Below are 17,868 nucleotides of genomic sequence, written 5' to 3'. Positions count from 1 at the left end.
AACACTGCTAGACATGTCGACGCAGCTTTCACGCACTCAAACGTCAGGAGCTTCAGCGGATGAACAACGACACGGTGGGACCAAAGTCCGACGACGATTCCGGGGCTGAACCGAGCGGCTCCAACACCATCCCACCGAGGGGCCCGGAGCGCGAACCGAAGAGGACGGTCACCCTGCCGGGAGGCCGTCGAACTGCACTCGCAATCACGGGAACGGCACTGGTCGTGGGCGGTTTCGTGGCCTGGCTCGGGTACACGGCATACGAGGCGAAAGACAACCTTGAAGCAGCTCGCGACCATGCACAATCGGCGAAGAGTGCACTTCTGGCCGGGGATACCGGGGTCGCAGAGTCCGCCGCGGCGGAAGCCGATCGAAACGCATCGGCAGCGTACGACAACACCCATTCACTCCCCTGGAACATCGCCGCCGCAATTCCGGTCATCGGGTCGCCCTTCGACACGACGCGTCAGATGACCGAGGTCGTTCAGGGACTCACGCGTGACGTTCTCGGTCCCGCTGTCACTGTCGGAACTTCACTCGCACCAACGGAATTGGTGCAGCCTGGTGGACGCTTGGCACTCGCACCGTTACGCGAAGCGGAACCGAAATTGGACGAAACAGCTATCGCCGCGGAATTGCTGTCGTCGCAGGCACAGGAAGTTCGCGAATCAAAGTACCTGGGCCGAGTTAACGATGCCAGAGCAGAATTGCAGTCGCAGACAAGCGAACTGGCTACCCTCCTGACGAACACCGCCACCGCGGCGCGCATCGCACCGGCGATGCTCGGCACCGACGGACCGCGGAATTACTTCATCGGTTTCCAGACCAATGCCGAAGCCCGAGGAACCGGCGGTCTATTGGGTGGATACGGCATCGTCCGAGTCGACAACGGCGCCGCTCGGGTGGACACGCTCTCCCCCAACTCCGAACTAACACTGGACAATCAACCGATAGACCTTGGTCCTGACTTCAATCAGCTGTACGGAAACAGTCGACCGACCACCGATTTTCGCAACAGCAACCTCAGCTCACACTTTCCCTACGCAGCGCAGATCTGGCAGTCCCTGTGGTCACAGGAGTCCGGGGGTGAGATGGTCGACGGTGCAATAGCGACCGATCCGATAGCACTGAGTTACCTCCTCGAGGCGGTGGGGCCAGTAGAGATGCCGGACGGAGAGTCGGTGACGGCCGACAACGTCGTTGAGTTGACCGAGTCGACTGCGTACGCTCGCTTTCCCTCCGACAACAAGGCACGAAAGCAGTATCTGCAGACAATCGCGGCCCGTGTCGTGGCGAAGATGACCGGGAACATCAAGTCGCCGAGCGCATTACTGGAGGCTCTGGGCAGAGGCGTCAGCGAGGGCAGAATCGCAGTGTGGAGCTCTCACCCCGACGAACAATCGGTTCTTGCCGACACCGTCCTCGGGCATGCGATTCCCGATGATGCTGCGCCGTATGCCGGCGTGGTGATCAACAACCAAGCCGGCAACAAGCTCGATTACTACCTCACACGAGAAATCGACTACACGGCCAAACCCTGCACGGGCGACACCCGAAAGACAACCGTCACTGTTCGACTGACCAACGACGCACCTGACACCGAACTGACCGAATATGTCAGCGGGATCGTCGACAACCCCGGACGACTGCCCAATGGCACCAATGTGGCTGCAGTCACCCTACTGGCGACAGCCGGCGCCAAACTCGACGCCGTCTCCGTGGGCGGGCAGATTTCGTTTGCCGTCAACGGAACCGAACAGGGTCACCCGGCATTCATGACAAGGGCCGTCATTCCGCGAGGGAAGACCGTTGAGCTGAAGTTCGATCTGACCGAGCCCACAGCCGAGGGCGAAGCTCGCGTACCGGTCCAGCCGCTTGTCGACGACCCGAAGATTACCGTCGACGTTCCTAGCTGCTGAGCCTGACCGGCAAACGTCGACGAGGCCCCTGGCATGTCGTCGTTTGCCGGGCTAGTGAACTTTCAACAGATTTGAAACTTTGATGAAGGCTAGCCTATGCTTCCTGACGCGCCTGGAACCGGCCGTCGGCTGCGATCCGTCGGAGTCTCACTCCTCGGCGCATCGACAACGGAAGGTTCCCCATGCGATACGCCCGTGTGTGCTCACTTCGCCGAACTGTGGCGCTGAGTGGATTGGTCATTGCCGCCCTGGTAATCGGCGGATGCAGTAACAACGACACCGCAACCGAATCAAGCAGCAGCGACTTCGAAACCGTCACTATCGAAAGTGCGCTCGGAAAAGCCGTCATCACCGAAAAGCCTGAGCGGATCGTGACCCTCGGCATGGGGTCGGCGGAGACCGTGATCGCGCTCGGCACGATCCCCGTCGGCGTCGAAAAGTACGCATGGGGCAGCGACGACACCGGATATCTGCCGTGGGTCCACGAAGCGGTCACTAAGCAAGGTGGCGAACTGCCAGAGCAGTTCACCGGCGGAACCGATCTCAACATCGAAGCGATCATCGCTCTCGAACCCGACCTGATCCTCGCCCCCTGGTCCGGCATCACACAGCAGCAGTTCGACTCACTGAACGCGTTCGCGCCGACCGTCGCCTACGCCGAGAGTCCGTGGACCATCACGTGGGAAGACCAGATCGACGTCATCGGCAAAGCCATGGGCGAATCCGAGAAGGCGACAGCCGAAATCGACAAGATCAAGTCGCAGTTCGCGGAATCGACTGCAGCACATCCGAACTACGCCGACGTCAGCTTCTCCTTCATCTACAACACGGGCCCAGGAACCCTCGGCGTCTTCTTCGCCGAAGAGCAGCGCGTGGCCATGGTCCGCGCACTCGGCTTGCAGGTGGATCCCGTCGTCTACACCTTGACGGAATCTGAAGGAACAGACTCCGCCGTCATCGGCCTCGAGAACGCAAACCTCCTCGACAAGTCCGACCTGCTCTTCACCTTCTACTCGGACCCGGCCAATCGGGCCGAGATCGAAGCGCAGCCGGCCTACCAGGCCATCCCCGCTGTGACTCGGGGAACTGTCATCGCTCCGACCGAGCAGCCCTTCGTCACCGGTTCCTCGATGATCAACCCGCTGACCGTGCCCTGGTCGCTCGAGCGCTACGTGCCGATGATCGACGAGGCAATCGCGAAGCTGAACGAATGATGTAGATCAGCATCGTGCGATCGAGAAGCCCGCGTCCTATTCGGATGCGGGCTTCTTGCCGTCGCGTTGGGCTTTGAATCGCATCCACTCGCTACTCAACATTCGATTGTCGATGATCCACCCCATGTAATCGCGCATGTTGAGGACACGAATGTAGGCGGGGCCGTTGGGATTTGCGTACTGCAGTGCTTCAGTCGCGAGTTTGCGTTGATTCTCGAGATACACATGCTCTGTTTCGAGGAATCCGCCCCACACGTCGGAATCCATGACGTAGTAGTGAGTCCGATCCCGAGGCTTACGCGTGAGCTTGACGAACCCCCGGTCGATCAACCGGCGAATGTAAGTCGACACCGATCCGCGACTGGCTCCCAGTGCCTGCGCCAACTCTTCGGCACTGACCCCTGGCGACTCGCTGATCAACAAATAGCCCGCAATGCGTCCCTCGATGCGAGCTCCACCACCGGACTGCCAGTACACGGAGAACTGGTCAATGAACCACGTGGAGAAGTCGTCACCGCGAGCAGGGCTGGCATCGCCCATTCGTTGAGCCTCCGACGTCACTCGACAACAAGAACATTGACTTCCGATTCTGCCAGCTGATGCCTACACCCACGCATTCCGCGTCGCCGCAGGGTCGCCCGAGAAGTCGTGCGCTGTGAAGTCGGCACACGTCACCGTCGTCGCCGACCCATTCGGCTCGCGGACTTGGACGACCATCGAGCTCACCGAATCACCAAGAGGCGAAGCCTGAATGGCCCGGGCGGTCAACGAAGCCGAGTCGCGCGGGTCGGTATCCACGACGCACAGATCGAGGCGGACATTTCGCGATTCACTATCGAACGACCCGCCGCCGACTGTCAATCCAGTAGGTAACTCGGATGCTCGTGAGCGCAGTGCGTCAGCCAATGCCGCCTCCACAATGGGGTCGCCTGGGCACTCTGAACCTGCAGAAAGACCACCGACTGGTGTCTCCCGCGAGGGTGACGATTGCTCCAAATCGACTGTGCATCCCACGAGCCCGATCGAGGAAGCCATGCCTACTACGCAAATCAACAGACGCCACCGACCAATTTCTCCTGCCATTCGCGACACGGTAACCGAGACGCGTCCACTACTACCGCGAAATCACCAGCCCTGGAGTCGTTGCGATGAACTCGAGCTGTTCGATCGTCAAAGGCGACGCCGATGTGGAGCCAGCCGATGTCACGAACTGGGTCACCACTACTGTTTCGCCGGAGGGGTGAACAACCCGGACCGTGTCATCGCCCGAGCCATCGGGATCGACCAGGCGAGTCACCGTGGTGGCGTTGGGCAACGTCAGGATCGCGCCTGGTTCCGGGACGGCCGTACCAATCGATATCTCGACATCACCGCGGCCGTCCGATGTCGAGACGACGATTCGTTCGCACGCCCCTCCCCGTCCGTAGTCATCCGGAACCAGCGAACCGAGCGAGCGTTCCAAAGTGACCTCTTCTGCGCCGAGATCCTTCCAACGTGCATCGAGCAACTGATTCAGTCGGTCGATATCCATGCGCGTCGCAGGTGGACCGGCATTCATGGAATCGGTGTAGCAGGATGCCATCGGTGGCGGCGTCGAGTCTGGGACCGGCTCAGTCACAGCGAGCCCGGGCGCTGTCGCGACCGCGATCAGTTCGTCCATCGTCAAAAGCGGACCAGTATCCGTCGAAGTCCCGGTCGATGTGTCGATGCTCGCAACAACTCTGGATCCGTCACCGAGATAAGCGACTACACCGCGCTCGCCCCCGACTTCCGAACCGTCTTTGTCTTCGAAATCTGCTCTGTCCTCGAAATCTGAGATATCGAGCACTGTTCCGTTCGCGAGATACTCCCGCCGATCCACCAGCCCCTCCAGGCACCGTGGCACCGGCTGATCCCATGCACGAACCTGAACCGAGATATCCGCAGTCCGCCCGACGCGAGTCAAGGTTCCCTTCGCCGACGTCGAACCGCTGAACTCGATCGGGTCGACCCCGTCGGGAAACGAAACGCCCCGGTAATTCTGGATCGGCGCAAACTCGAGCGATTTCGATGGACTCGCAAATGCAACGTCGACATCGGAAGGCAACGATTCGAGTAGTGCGTCGCTCATGGCGGTGGCCTTCGGTCCCGAGAACCATGGATAGTCCGGGTCGTCATAACCGGGCTCACCGGTAAAACCGTAGTTGATGCGCACCGGCGGACCTGGCGATTCCACCGACTCGCAGCCGGGAATCGACGTGCCCGTGCCCTCGTTCGTCACCGCTGCGACAACAGTTCCCAATGCGACGATCGAGACGATCACCAGCCCGTCGCGCCAGGTCCATTGCTCGCGGCGACGGTTCGACTCGTGTGCGGTGCGCCCAGACATTTCTCGATCATTGCCTACGACAACAACTACGTCGCTATCCGACATACCCGCTGAGGTCGTAGATCGTGGAATTTCCCACCGTTGTCGACGAGAAATTCGCTTCGACCCATTCCTGAATAGCACTCGACGTACTGTCCCCGCCTTGGCTGTCTTTCGGGCTTCCGCCCTGGCCACTGGCGATGTAGTAGTGGACCTCGCCGTCTGCCACGTACGCGATGAACTGGTCCAGCGTCGGTGCGGGATCAGAACTCCAACCGCCGATCGCCATCACCGCAGTATCGCTGGTCAACTCGTAGGTTGCTGCGCTTTGCGATCCGTTGGTCGCGGCCGACCACGTGGTGCCCGCATTGACCAACATTGCCGTCAACTCGGAAGTACTTTCGCTACCACTGCTTGTTCCTGGCCCACTCGTTGTTCCTGGCCCACTCGCCTTCGGATTACTGCTCGCGACATCAGAGTTCGGCAGAGCCTCACCGTCTCCCTGCCCTTGGCCCCCACCCATGCCTCCTCCCCCGCCCATTCCCGAGTCGGACACGGCGCCGGTTGGTCCTGCCGTCGGGATGGACCCACCATGCGCTGTTGCGGCAGTGGCAATCGCGTAAGACGCCGAACCGGTTATCCCTGCCAACGAACCGATGATCAATCCAGCGACAGCGAGCTTGCGAAATCGACCCTTGGCTCCCACCAGAACGAGGATCGCGCCGACGACAGTGCCCGCCAACAGAATCCACTTCAGCATCGGCAGCCATTCGGCATTGCGGTGCAACAACACCCAGCTCCAAATTCCTGCGGCCAGCATCATCGCCGCCAAGCCGCAGCGTCCGATCGAGCGGGCACGCACCAACCACAGGGCGTATCCACCGACGCCGATCATCCCCGCAACAGCAGGCGCCAGCGCAACTGTGTAATAGGGGTGGATCGTTCCGGACATGTAGCTGAAGATCAGGCCGGTAACGAGAAACCAACCACCCCACAGGATCAACGACGCACGGAGAAGATCTGTGCGCGGTGCACGCCCACGGGCGAGGAGTCCGAACACCAACGCGATCAGTGCCGCAGGAATCAGCCAGGAAATCTGGATACCCATCTCGCTGCCGAACAGCCGATCGAGTCCGGCACTTCCCCCAAAGCTGGAACCTGCACTGCCACCAGCCATTCCACTACTACCACCGGACATTCCGCCACCGGTGTTCCCGAAAAGTCGACCCAATCCGTTGTATCCCAGTACCAAGTCCATGACGCTGTTGTTGGTCGATCCGCCGATGTACGGGCGAGAATCAGCGGGCCACAGCCACACTGCCAACACCCACCACCCAGCCGATATGACAACGGACGCAGTACCGATCACCAGGTGGAACAGGCGAGTCCGCAAGCGCACCTGTCCGGCAATCAAATACGCGGCACCAAATGCAGGCAACACCATCAGCCCTTGCAACATCTTGGTGAGAAAAGCGAAGCCCAGCGCGACTCCGGCGAGCGCCACCCACATTGCGGCTCGTCGACCCACCGCCGTGCACATGGCGCGAATCACGAAGTAGCCGGCGAGAGTCATGAGCAGAACAAGCAATGCATCGGGATTGTCGAACTTGAACATCAGGGCGGCAGCGGGCGTAGCTGCCAACACAGCTCCCGCCACAAGACCCGCAGCCGGCGTCGCCACTCGTTTGACGGCCGCATACACGAGCGCAACCGATCCGACGCCCATCAACGCCTGCGGAACAAGAAGGCTGGCACTCGAAAATCCGAAGATTCGTCCGGACAGACCCATGACCCACAATGAAGCGGGCGGTTTGTCGACAGTGATGAAATTCGAGGTATCGAGGGAACCGAAGACCCACGCTTTCCAATTCTGGGAGCCGGCCTGCGCTGCCGCAGCGTAGAAGGTGTTGGCGTAGCCACTCGCGGTCAAATTCCACAAATACAAGACCGCCGTTGCTGCCAACAGGATCGTCAGCGCCAATCCTGTACGGCGAGTGCGGAACCACGACGGCGAGGGCTCGGCTCGATGGGCAGTTGGTGCCGGCCGCTGAGGCGGGGCCGGATGCAGAACGGCGGTCATCAGGAAGTCCCTTCACGAGTTACTGTCCTGCCAACGATCGCGCTTTCAACCCCGGCGGCACTGGGAGCCGGCTGGAAAGTTGCTGTGAATGAATCAGGTCAGGGAACGCTCGAACAGCACGACGCTGAACCAACCGTTGTAGACAACATCTCCGAAGTCACGACGCCCTACCTCGGCGAAACCCGCGTCTCGGTAGTAGCGGCGCAACCGCACGTTCGTTTCGACACAATCGAGCCGCAAGTACTGCGCGCCCTCCTCCGCGGACCGTCGATGGGCCCAGACGAGTAAGCGTTCGCCCAACGAAGTGCCCGAAAATTCTCGATCGATAACCAATCCGTGCACGTAGCCGGCAGGCTCGTTCGAATCGGGCCAGACCACGGGGTCTGACCAGATCAACCGCAGGGCGCCGACAATCCTTGACTGCGCCCGGTCTCGCGCAACAAAGAACTCCCCTCTCGAAATCTGCTCCCCGACCTGCTCGACAGACACTTCGCGTGGGCGCCACTGGATGATTCCGCGTTCTGCCAACCAGTCTTCTGCCGCGTGCCGCAGCGCCAGAATCTCCGGCCCATCGCTCTCGACCGCTTGCACAACGTCCACAACCATATGACCTCCCCCATATCTGCAGCCGTTCACAACAACACGGCCTCCAGGCCCCAACCCGGATGTATCTCCGAGTTGAAGCCTATCGACGTGAAGTTGTGTATCTGAACGGGTCTCACCACTCAGTCAGGTTTTGAATGTGGTGTTCGCCGATCGCGGGTGCTGCTGCGGGTCGATCGAGGGCGGCGGGATGAACCACGGTTTGTTGTCGACGCCGATGCGGATCACCCATTTCCCGACGAACCCGGACTTGCGGTGCATCAACCGGTGATGTGAACGGCACAGCAGGACAAGGTTGTTCATCACCGTCGGGCCGCCGTTGGCCCAGTGCCGGATATGGTGCGCATCCGTCCACGCCGGCACACATGTGCAGCCCGGGAACGCGCAGCCCTTGTCCCTCGCGATCAACGCCACTCGCTGCTCCGCAGTGACCAACCGTTTCCCGGGTTTCGCATCCAACGGCGCGCCGTGACCGTCGAGCAGAACAGTGGACAGGAAGCAGTCACACCCGAGGAGTCTGGTCTGCGATACCGACAGCGGCCCGAGCCACGGCATGTGCCCGACATCGAGATCCGACACAGCCACAGCAACACCATCGGGCGAGGGGGCGGCGGCGCAGTCACGATGCTCCGCCAGATCGCGGGCGTTGATGTGCACGTTCACATGCGGACGCTGACCACCATCGACACCGGTCTTCGCGCAGTCGAGGTAACGGCGAATCAGTTCGGTGAACCCATCCGCCGTCCGCTTCGCCGCCGACCGAGAATCCGGAGTTCCATCCGGTGCCGGGGTGGGCATCGTCAGATTCGACAACGCCGACAGCAACATTTCCCCGGTGAGAGCATCGAAATCCCCGCGCACCACCACCCGACCATTCAACGTCGACGCGATCCGGAGCTCGTTGCGGTCGATGTCTTCGGCGGGCGGAATCTCATCGGACTCGAACACTCGCTCCAAGGTTGCGATGACGTTCCGGACCTTCGTGGTCGTGGCCTCGACACCGGAAGCGGCAGCCAGCAACAAGTCGATACAGCGAGGGAGCGCCTCCTCCGGCATCCCCTTCGGCGGTGACTCGCAGAACGCCACGATCAACACGGCATGATCGAAGGAGCAATCCCCGCCATCGAACCGGGCAGCCACCGCCGGAAAAGGCCGAAGCGCCGCACCCAACGCGGCGATCTTCTTCCCATCCCGAACCTGCAGCATCGTGTTCGCCGCCAACCAGCAACCCACCCCGCGGCTCGCGATCACCTGATCATCGGGCCGCAACGACAACTGGTCCACCACCGCCACCCGAACAGCCTCGAGGCGAAGAATCTCCGCACTCGCCTCGATAGCAGCAGCACGCAACTCAGAAGCAGACAACCGCCACAGACGTCCGCGCAACCCCACCGCAGAACCAGACACCACATCCGACAACAGAACACTCATTGAATCCCCCGATCCCCACCCCAGACAATACTCGAACACTCGTTCGAGTCAAGAGTGGTAGACCTCGAGCGCCCGCGCTACCGATTCGTCACTCGCAGGCAGCAACGGCAGTCGCACATGGGGAGTCGGAATCTGCCCCAATGCATGCAACACGCCCTTGATGACAGTCGGGTTCGATTCGGAAAAGAGAGCTCCTGACAGCGTCGACAACCGTCGTCCAAGATCGCGAACACTGTCCACATCTCCACTGTCCCAAGCCTTCACCAGGCGTACGAACTCGGCGGTCGACAGATGAGCGGACGCCAAGATTCCACCTGACGCACCCAAGGCCAGAAGCGGCGCGAGAAACAGATCATCCCCCGCCAGTACGGCGAAGTCGTCCGGAAGATCCGCGAAGAGTTCGACGGCAGCTGCGTCGATACCGCCCGCGGCATACTTCACACCAACAACCCCGGGCAAAGCACCCAACTCCCGCAAAGTGTCGCTGTCCAGATCGCACGCAGTTCGGTACGGCACGTGATAGACGATCAGCGGCACGGGGCTCGACGACTGCAGATGCGCGAAATGCGCCACCACACCGGCTTTCGACGGCCTCGTGAAGGAGGGAACCGGCACCAACGCGGCCGAGACGTCAGGCCACCGAGTCAGCCTCCGGAGCGCCTGCGCACTGCCCGCCGTGTCGTTGCTACCCGCGCCCACGATCAACGTCGCACCTCTCGCACGGCACACGCTCGCACAGATATCCAGAACGGTCACTCTCTCCTCCTCGGTGAGGGTTGCGGTTTCCGCTGTAGTCCCCAGTGCAACGAGTCCGACCGCACCTTCGGAGAGGACCTGGTGCGCAAGCTGTTCGAGTGCGTCGGTTGCAATACGACCGTCGCTCTCGAAGGGCGTGATCAGTGGTACATGGATTCCGGCCAGGTCAACTCGAGTCATAGTCATAGTCATAGTCATAGTCATAGTCATAGTCATAGTCATAGAACTCAGCCTCACCGAACAGACCTTGTAGGTCTAGTTCGCATTTCCATCGTCGAGCGTAAGCTGAGCTGATGCTCGATGTTCGTCGACTGAAGCTATTGCGCGAACTAGCGCTGCGCGGAACCATCGTTGCCGTTGCCGAGGCGCTGTCGTTCAGTCCCTCCGCGGTGTCGCAGCAATTGGCCGTCCTCGAACGTGAAGCCGGCGTGCCGCTGCTGGAACGAACAGGCCGTCGCGTCCGCCTCACGCCGGCCGGTGAGAACCTCGCACGTCATGCCGAAGTCATCCTGCAACGCCTGGAGCAGGCGTCGGGCGAATTGGTCGACGCGCGTCGTGGACTGGCGGGGCCGCTGCGCATCGGAACGTTCCCGACCGCCGCACGGGCGATCCTCCCGCCGGCATTGATCGCCCTCTCTCGCGAGCATCCCGGGTTGGAACCGATGGTTTCGGAGATCGACCCAGCGGACGTCGCCGACGCCCTACGAGCTGGGAATCTGGACTTGGCGTTGATTCACGACTACGACTTCGTCCCTCGTCCCAGCGAACCGGGCCTGACAGCGTTGCCTCTGTGCAGCGAATCGGTCTATCTGGCGTCGAACGACACCGCTACAGATCCCGACAGCACCATTACCGCGCTGACCGACTGCGTGGAGCAGCACTGGATTACTGCGATCCCCGGAACTGCTTGTCATGCAATGACCATTCGCGCGTGCCAAGCGGCCGGGTTCACCCCGAAAGTGCGACACCACATCGACGAGTTCGCCACCGTTCTCGCCCTCGTCGCTGCAGGGCAGGGCGTTTCGCTGGTCCCGGAACTCGGAGCAATCCATCCGCCGCTCGGAGTGCGCCTGACGCCGATGCCCATTCGACGAAGGACCAAGATCGCACACCGAGCGGGCTCCGACGCTCACCCGGCGGTCGCAACCGTGACAAGCGCGCTTCGCTCGGCCGTCCCGCAAATGCTGGACGCCGAGCAATAGCGGCACCTACATGTCGAGCCCGAGGTCGAGCACTGTCACCGAGTGCGTCAAGGCACCTACAGCGAGGTAGTCGACGCCGGTTCGGGCGTACTCTGCGGCAACGTCGATGGTGAGACCACCGGATGACTCGAGCTTGGTTTCGGGGGCAACAGCGTCTCGGCGTTGGACCGCGATCTGCGTCTGCCACAGCGGGAAGTTGTCCAGCAGAACAAGTTCCACGTTCTCCGCCAGCACCTGGTCGAGCTGAGTGAGGTTGTCGACCTCGACTTCGCACTCGATGTCCGGGGCGAGCTCACGGACCGCACGAAGTGCTGCGACCACCGAACCGGCAGCGGCAACGTGGTTGTCCTTGATCAACGCCGCGTCACCCAATCCCATGCGGTGGTTGACGCCTCCGCCCACGTGGACTGCATATTTCTGCAGAGAACGCAGTCCGGGCAGTGTCTTTCGGCTGTCCCGCACTTTGGCATGAGTGCCGGCGATGGCGTCGACCCACTGCGACGTCGCCGTGGCGATTCCCGAGAGATGGCAGACGAGGTTGAGCATCGTCCGCTCTGCCGTGAGAAGGCCGCGGGTGGGCGCGACGACGGTGAGCACCGATTGACCTGGCGCAACCCGAGTTCCATCGGCCACCCGATCAACGACCTCGTAGTTACCCGCGCCGATCACCTCGTCGAGAACAAGCAGTCCGACGTCGATGCCGGCGACAGTACCCGAGGAGCGTGAGACGACCGAAGCCTTCGCGACCGCATCGGCGGGAACCGTTGCGGTAGAAGTGATATCAGGGCCATAGCGCAGATCCTCGTCCAGAGCGAGCCTGACCAACGTGAGCAGTTCGTCACGGTCGAGCGGCGCGGGCAGGATCTTCTGCTCGGTCATCAATGAACTCCTGTCAACAACATGTCTAGTATTTCGAGCGCTCCATCGGCACTCATCTTGATCCGAGTGCTGCGACGCTGATTCGGATCTGTTTCAGGATAGTCGGTGCGGGTGTGACAGCCTCGGCTCTCGGTTCGTGCCACGGCTACATCGACCAACGCTGTCGCGGTCAGTGTGAGCGCCGCGTCTTCGAGGTCCCCAGCAGCCACCGCCACTGTCTGATCGGCGTCGGCAAGCGCGGCTCGCGCAGTCAGGAGACCGCCTCCGTCGCGAACCACCGACGCGTGTGCTGTCATGACGGACTGCACAGTCTCTCGTGGGAGGATCGGCATCGGCTTGCGCACCACGTTGACCACTTCGGCATGAACCTCGCGACGCTCGGCAGCTGCGATTCCGGCACGCTCCCCGACCACCAAACCCTCGAGAAGGCTGTTGGACGCAAGACGATTCGCGCCGTGCAATCCCGTCCGAGCCACTTCGCCCGCTGCGTAGAGTCCAGGCACTCCCGTTCGTCCATGGACGTCGGTGGCGACTCCACCGCACGAGTAGTGCGCGGCCGGAGCGACGGGAATGAGTTGGGTGCGTGGATCGATGCCCGCTTCGAGACAGGATGCGGTGATCGTCGGGAACCGCGAATCGAAGCCGTCGAGCTTGCGGGCGTCCAGGTAGACGTGATCGGTGCCGAGATCTCGTAGGCGTGCTGCGATTGCGCGCGAGACCACGTCACGCGGGGCGAGATCACCCAGCGGATGAACACCTGCGGTGACCGAATCGCCGTTGGTGTCGACAAGAATCGCACCTTCGCCGCGGACCGCCTCACTGATCAAGGGCCGGCGACCTGCTCCACCCGGAGTGAAGAGGACCGTAGGATGGAACTGAACGAATTCCAGATCCGCAATTGCCGCACCTGCTTCGAGCGCCAACGCGATTCCGTCGGCAGTTGCACCGGGCGGATTTGTACTGCAGGCATACAGCTGACCGAGTCCACCGGTAGCGAGCAGTACCGCGGGCGCATGGATCACTCCGAGCCCTTCCGGCGAGGAGACGATGAGTCCACACACCCCGCGCCGGTTGGCCACCACCTGGACTGCCGCTGCACCGAACAGAACGGGGAGGCCGGCAGCGTTGAGAGCTCGCTGCACTTCCGCGCCCGTGGCGTCGCCGCCCGCATGGATGATCCGACGCGTGCTGTGCCCACCCTCGCGGGTGCGCGACACCTCGCCGTCTCGCCCGCGATCGAAGACCGCGCCCAACGCGGCCAGCGCCGCAACTGCGTCGTGACCAGCTTCGACGATGGAATAGACGGCTTCCTCGTCGCACAAGCCGACGCCGGCCTCACACGTATCCGCAACGTGCGACTCGACGGAATCCGTATTCAGATCGTCGACGACCGCGATGCCGCCCTGCGCGTACTGAGTCGAGGTGTCCGTCGGACCACCCTTGCTGACCGTGAGTACTTTCAGCCCCCGCAGAGAAGCGGTGCGCGCAGCGGTGAGGCCCGCGACACCGCCTCCCACGACGACCAGGTCGGCATGAGCCTCCCAGGCGAAACGCCCGGCAGGGCTGCTCACTCGCCGCCGCCCGGATTACCGATCTCGATCATGCGCTGCACCGATTTCTGTGCACGCTTGGCCATCTCGAGATCGACGTGGACCTCGTCCTTGCCCTCGAGAAGGCAGCGAAGCAACGCGGCAGGCGTGATCATCTTCATGTACGGGCACGACGCGCGGTCGTTGACGGCCTGGAAATCGACGTCGGGCGCTGCCTTGCGCAACTGGTGCAGCATCCCGATCTCGGTGGCGACCAGAACCTGCTTGCTCTTGGTGACGCGGGCAGCGTCGAGCATTCCGCCGGTGGAGAGGATCTTGACCTTGTCCGCGGGGACCGCGCCTTCACCGGCGAGGTACAGAGCCGAAGTAGCGCAACCGCATTCAGGGTGCACAAAAAGCTCGGCATCGGGGTGAGCCTTGGACTTCGCCGTCAACTCGTCACCGTTGATACCCGCGTGGACGTGGCATTCACCGGCCCAGATCTGCATGTTGGTGCGGCCTGTGACGCGCTTGACGTGAGCTCCGAGGAACTGGTCCGGGAGGAAGAGAACTTCCCGGTCGGGATCAATCGAGTTGACCACGTCGACGGCATTGGACGACGTGCAGCAGATGTCGGTGAGACCCTTGACCTCGGCCGTGGTGTTGACATAGGACACGACGAGGGCGTTCGGGTTGTCGGCCTTCCACTCACGAAGCTGCTCGGCATTGATCGAGTCGGCCAGAGAACAGCCGGCTCGCTCGTCCGGGATCAGCACGGTCTTGGACGGCGACAGGATCTTCGCGGTCTCGGCCATGAAGTGCACACCACAGAAGACAATCGTGTCCTCGGGCGCCTCGGCAGCGATTCGCGAAAGCGCCAGGGAGTCGCCGACATGATCGGCGACGTCCTGAATCGCAGGCAGCTGGTAGTTGTGCGCAAGAATCGTCGCGCCCCGTTCGCGAGCCAGACGTTTGATCTCAGCGGCCCACTCGGGGGTCGCTTCGACTCCGTTGTATCCGCCGGGGCCGTCGTGAATCTGCGAGGCCGATCCCTCCCATAACGTCGTGGTCGTCATGGCGTTCTCCTTCACCGTGAACCCGGGCTCGTCACCCAGTTCAAATCCGGACGGGCTGGCCCGGATTTCCGTATTCGAGGTTTTCGACTTAGGATCGAAAACGTGCCCAATAGTAACACCACCCACGAAGTGCTTGCAGCGGTGTTCCAAGTTCGCACCTTCCCCGCAAGCATCGCCGCAGGTGACGGCGATCACTGCCCACAAGGGCGTGAAGAGTTGGCCGTGCTGCTGTGGCAGCGCGCACTCAACCCGCAGAAAGGCACATGGTCACTGCCCGGGGGCACTTTGCGCGACGACGAGGACCTGACGACCTCCGCTCGACGACTCCTCGCCGAGAAGGTCGACCTACGAAAGGTCGCCCACCTCGAGCAACTCTCCGTCTTCAGTGATCCACAACGAGTGCCGGGCCCGCGCCGCATCGCGTCGACCTTCCTCGGACTCGTTCCCCTCAGCGCCGACCCACAACTTCCACCCGACACGGCCTGGCACCCCGTTTCGAAGTTGCCGGAGATGTCGTTCGACCACGGAACCGTCGTACGGCACGCGCGTAATCGACTGGCTGCAAAACTCTCCTACACCAACATCGCATTCGGGCTGGCTCCCGAAGAGTTCGCGATGTCGACACTGCGCGAAATCTACTGTGCTGCGCTCGGTTACCAAGTCGACGCAACCAACTTGCAACGCGTACTGGGTCGCCGAGGCGTACTGACTCCCACCGGCAACACCGCACCGTCCGGCAAGTCGGGCGGACGCCCACCGGCCCTGTACCGCTTCACCGACTCCACCTTGCGAGTCACCGACGAGTTCGCTGCACTGCGTCCCCCGAGCTGACGTCGATCAGGTTCTCAGGCAACGGCTTCGAAACTTCCGCGTTGCAGCCACGCCGAGTTCACCGCGCCGGCCGGATCGATGACCCGATTGATTGCGCCGAACCGCGTCGTCACCCGATCGAGAATCCGATCGGCCTGCCAACGATCCGTCGGATCAGCGACTATCGCAAAGAAGCGATGGGTCGGTTTTCCCGCCATGACGCGCACCAATTCTGTCACCGTCCGCGCGGTGGCCGCCACGCTCCAACCGGCGTCGAGAAACTCGGTGGCGATACGCGCACCGTGCTCGAATCCGATGTCCGTGACAAGTACAACTCCCCTGTTCGGGGCGATCTCCGAAACGCTCATTGCGAAACCTCCACTCGGAATCAAACTTCTTGACTCCCATGTAAGTCCGCAATCTTGTGGCTCCCTTGTGTTGGTTCTGTGAGAACTCTGGGGATTCCGCGCGCGCCCACACATCAGGCAGATCGAGACAATCCCGCCCAGAAGACCGTCGAGGCCGCGTTCACCACATCGCCGACCGGCACGTCGCCCAACATTCCGCCCGCGGCCAGCGTCGCGACGCCATGGAACGTCGCAAAGGCAACCAGCGCAATACTTTCCGGATCGCCGGCGGCAATGTCACCCGCAGCCTGCGCTTCCGATACGAGCCGAACGGTCAGATCCATCGTCGCGTGCCCCGCATTCACGACAGTCTCGGCCGCACCGGGTGCATGCTTGTTGCTGTACATCAGAGACAACAGGCCCGGATGCTCGAGCGCAAAATCCACATAGGCGTTGGCGAGCGAGGAGAACCGGGCTTTCGCGGTCGGCGGCGCCTCCGAAACTGCTCGCTCGAGTGCACCGGTCATCCGATGGAATCCGCTTTCAGCCAAGGCGTCGAGCAAAGCCTGACGGTCGCGAAAATGCTTGCCAGGGGCCGCGTGACTCACGCCCGCCTCGCGCGCAAGCTGCCGCAGCGACAACTTGTCGACGCCATCTCGCTCGAGGGTCGCTTCAGCCGACGCCAGGAGTTCCTGTCGCAGGCTGCCGTGGTGGTACGGCTGTTCGTGGGCGGGCATGGTGGCACCATATCAAAATGTTGTCATTGACAACTATGGTGTCAGTGCCTACATTTGGGATCACCCGAACCGAAGGAGCCACCATGGCCATCGACGTAACCGGAACCACCGTCCTCATCACCGGAGCCAGCGCTGGGCTCGGAGTGGAATTCGCTCACCGCTTCGCCGCTCGCGGTGCAAATCTGGTTCTCGTCGCCAGGCGGGCAGATCGCCTCGAAGCCCTCGCTACCGAACTCCGCGTCGCCCACGGCATCACAGTCACAGTTCTGCCTGCCGACCTGGCGGCGCCCGGCGTCGGCGCAACACTGCACCAGGAGCTGACAAACCGTGGCATCACCGTCACCTCGCTGATCAACAACGCCGGATTCGGAACACACGGAGCATTCGTGGACGAAGATCTCGAGCGCGTCACGTCCGAAATTCAGCTCAACATCGCCACGCTGGTCGAACTGACGCACACCTTCCTGCCCGATCTCCTGGGCGGACGTGGAGCGCTCGTCAACATCGCGAGCACGGCGTCGTTCCAGCCGACCCCTGGCATGGCCGTCTACGGCGCGTCCAAGGCTTTTGTACTCAACTTCACCGAAGCACTCTGGGCAGAAGCTCGCGGCAGCGGATTGACCGTATTGGCGGTGTGCCCCGGCCCGACACGAACCGAGTTCTTCGACGTCGTCGGCTCCGAAGATGCTGCGGTCGGGCGAATGCAGACGGCAACTCAGGTGGTGGATACAGCTTTCCGGGCACTGGATCGACGCAACGCACCGCCGACAGTCGTATCAGGTTTGCCGAATTGGGTGTCCTCGATCAGCACTCGCTTCGCAACCCGCCGGTTGGGAGCGTTGATTTCGGGTCGACTGTTGGGTGACGTGCGAATGAAGTCCGCAGCGAACCGCCCGTCGACGTCGGCGGTATAGAGAAGCGTCAGCTGTATAGAAGCA

At 62.0% G+C, this 17,868-nt stretch carries 16 protein-coding genes; 5 read left to right on the top strand and 11 right to left on the bottom strand.

From position 1 onward, the window contains the following. Positions 1–59 precede the first annotated feature (59 nt). On the top strand, positions 60–1,919 hold the full coding sequence (locus CPI83_RS12915; protein ID WP_097387303.1) for a DUF4012 domain-containing protein: 1,860 nt from the start codon (positions 60–62) through the stop codon (positions 1,917–1,919). Between the two features lie 182 nt (positions 1,920–2,101). Then, a complete protein-coding gene (locus CPI83_RS12910; protein WP_020908018.1) occupies positions 2,102–3,133 on the top strand; it encodes an iron-siderophore ABC transporter substrate-binding protein in 1,032 nt (343 codons plus the stop codon). A gap of 36 nt (positions 3,134–3,169) precedes the next feature. Here CPI83_RS12910 and CPI83_RS12905 read toward each other — a convergent pair whose 3' ends face one another. The 6 genes from CPI83_RS12905 to dapA all read right to left on the bottom strand — a co-directional run bounded on the left by CPI83_RS12905 (position 3,170) and on the right by dapA (position 10,536). Further along, positions 3,170–3,673: a MarR family transcriptional regulator gene (locus CPI83_RS12905; RefSeq protein ID WP_020908019.1), complete on the bottom strand. Its 504-nt coding sequence runs from the start codon at positions 3,671–3,673 to the stop codon at positions 3,170–3,172. 574 nt (positions 3,674–4,247) lie between these two features. Then, on the bottom strand, positions 4,248–5,501 hold the full coding sequence (locus tag CPI83_RS12895) for a hypothetical protein (RefSeq protein ID WP_097387302.1): 1,254 nt from the start codon (positions 5,499–5,501) through the stop codon (positions 4,248–4,250). Between the two features lie 34 nt (positions 5,502–5,535). Beyond that, positions 5,536–7,560 carry a glycosyltransferase family 39 protein gene (locus CPI83_RS12890; protein WP_097387301.1) on the bottom strand — a complete coding sequence of 675 codons (2,025 nt, stop codon included), beginning with the start codon at positions 7,558–7,560 and terminating at the stop codon, positions 5,536–5,538. A 93-nt stretch (positions 7,561–7,653) separates the two neighbouring features. Further along, a complete protein-coding gene (locus tag CPI83_RS12885; protein WP_042952066.1) occupies positions 7,654–8,166 on the bottom strand; it encodes a GNAT family N-acetyltransferase in 513 nt (170 codons plus the stop codon). Positions 8,167–8,289: 123 nt separating this feature from the next. Beyond that, on the bottom strand, positions 8,290–9,594 hold the full coding sequence (locus CPI83_RS12880; protein WP_097387300.1) for an HNH endonuclease signature motif containing protein: 1,305 nt from the start codon (positions 9,592–9,594) through the stop codon (positions 8,290–8,292). A gap of 48 nt (positions 9,595–9,642) precedes the next feature. Next, positions 9,643–10,536 (bottom strand): 4-hydroxy-tetrahydrodipicolinate synthase, encoded by an 894-nt coding sequence (dapA, locus tag CPI83_RS12875; protein WP_060938946.1) that lies wholly within the window; start codon positions 10,534–10,536, stop codon positions 9,643–9,645. Positions 10,537–10,643: 107 nt separating this feature from the next. Here dapA and CPI83_RS12870 point away from each other — a divergent pair, with 107 nt between their 5' ends. Then, positions 10,644–11,552, top strand: coding sequence for a LysR family transcriptional regulator (locus CPI83_RS12870; protein ID WP_020908025.1), 909 nt, complete (start codon positions 10,644–10,646; stop codon positions 11,550–11,552). A gap of 6 nt (positions 11,553–11,558) precedes the next feature. Here the strand turns inward: CPI83_RS12870 and nadC are convergent, their stop codons facing one another. Genes nadC through nadA form a run of 3 tightly spaced genes read right to left on the bottom strand, consistent with a single transcriptional unit; the run spans position 11,559 to position 15,036 of the window. Further along, positions 11,559–12,431, bottom strand: a complete 873-nt coding sequence (gene nadC / locus CPI83_RS12865) for a carboxylating nicotinate-nucleotide diphosphorylase (RefSeq protein ID WP_003941805.1) — start codon at positions 12,429–12,431, stop codon at positions 11,559–11,561. Beyond that, the gene (locus CPI83_RS12860; RefSeq protein ID WP_097387299.1) at positions 12,431–14,002 is read right to left on the bottom strand and encodes an L-aspartate oxidase; all 1,572 of its coding nucleotides are present in this window, start codon (positions 14,000–14,002) and stop codon (positions 12,431–12,433) included. The genes nadC and CPI83_RS12860 overlap by 1 nt, the downstream gene beginning before the upstream one ends. After that, positions 13,999–15,036, bottom strand: a complete 1,038-nt coding sequence (nadA, locus tag CPI83_RS12855) for a quinolinate synthase NadA (RefSeq protein WP_020908027.1) — start codon at positions 15,034–15,036, stop codon at positions 13,999–14,001. The genes CPI83_RS12860 and nadA overlap by 4 nt, the downstream gene beginning before the upstream one ends. 102 nt (positions 15,037–15,138) lie before the next feature. Here nadA and CPI83_RS12850 point away from each other — a divergent pair, with 102 nt between their 5' ends. Then, complete coding sequence (locus CPI83_RS12850; RefSeq protein ID WP_007733069.1) at positions 15,139–15,867, top strand: NUDIX domain-containing protein; 729 nt, start codon at positions 15,139–15,141, stop codon at positions 15,865–15,867. Between the two features lie 14 nt (positions 15,868–15,881). Here the strand turns inward: CPI83_RS12850 and CPI83_RS12845 are convergent, their stop codons facing one another. Further along, on the bottom strand, positions 15,882–16,214 hold the full coding sequence (locus tag CPI83_RS12845; protein ID WP_019748808.1) for an SDR family NAD(P)-dependent oxidoreductase: 333 nt from the start codon (positions 16,212–16,214) through the stop codon (positions 15,882–15,884). 113 nt (positions 16,215–16,327) lie between these two features. Beyond that, complete coding sequence (locus CPI83_RS12840) at positions 16,328–16,930, bottom strand: TetR/AcrR family transcriptional regulator (RefSeq protein ID WP_019748809.1); 603 nt, start codon at positions 16,928–16,930, stop codon at positions 16,328–16,330. Positions 16,931–17,013: 83 nt separating this feature from the next. Between CPI83_RS12840 and CPI83_RS12835 the strand changes: the two genes are divergently transcribed. Next, the gene (locus tag CPI83_RS12835) at positions 17,014–17,844 is read left to right on the top strand and encodes an SDR family oxidoreductase (protein ID WP_019748810.1); all 831 of its coding nucleotides are present in this window, start codon (positions 17,014–17,016) and stop codon (positions 17,842–17,844) included. Positions 17,845–17,868: the final 24 nt, after the last annotated feature.

The organism is Rhodococcus sp. H-CA8f (assembly GCF_002501585.1).
GTDB lineage: Bacteria > Actinomycetota > Actinomycetes > Mycobacteriales > Mycobacteriaceae > Rhodococcus_F > Rhodococcus_F erythropolis.
Note: the sequence above shows the minus strand (reverse complement) of the source record. Positions and strands in the feature narration are given on the sequence as shown.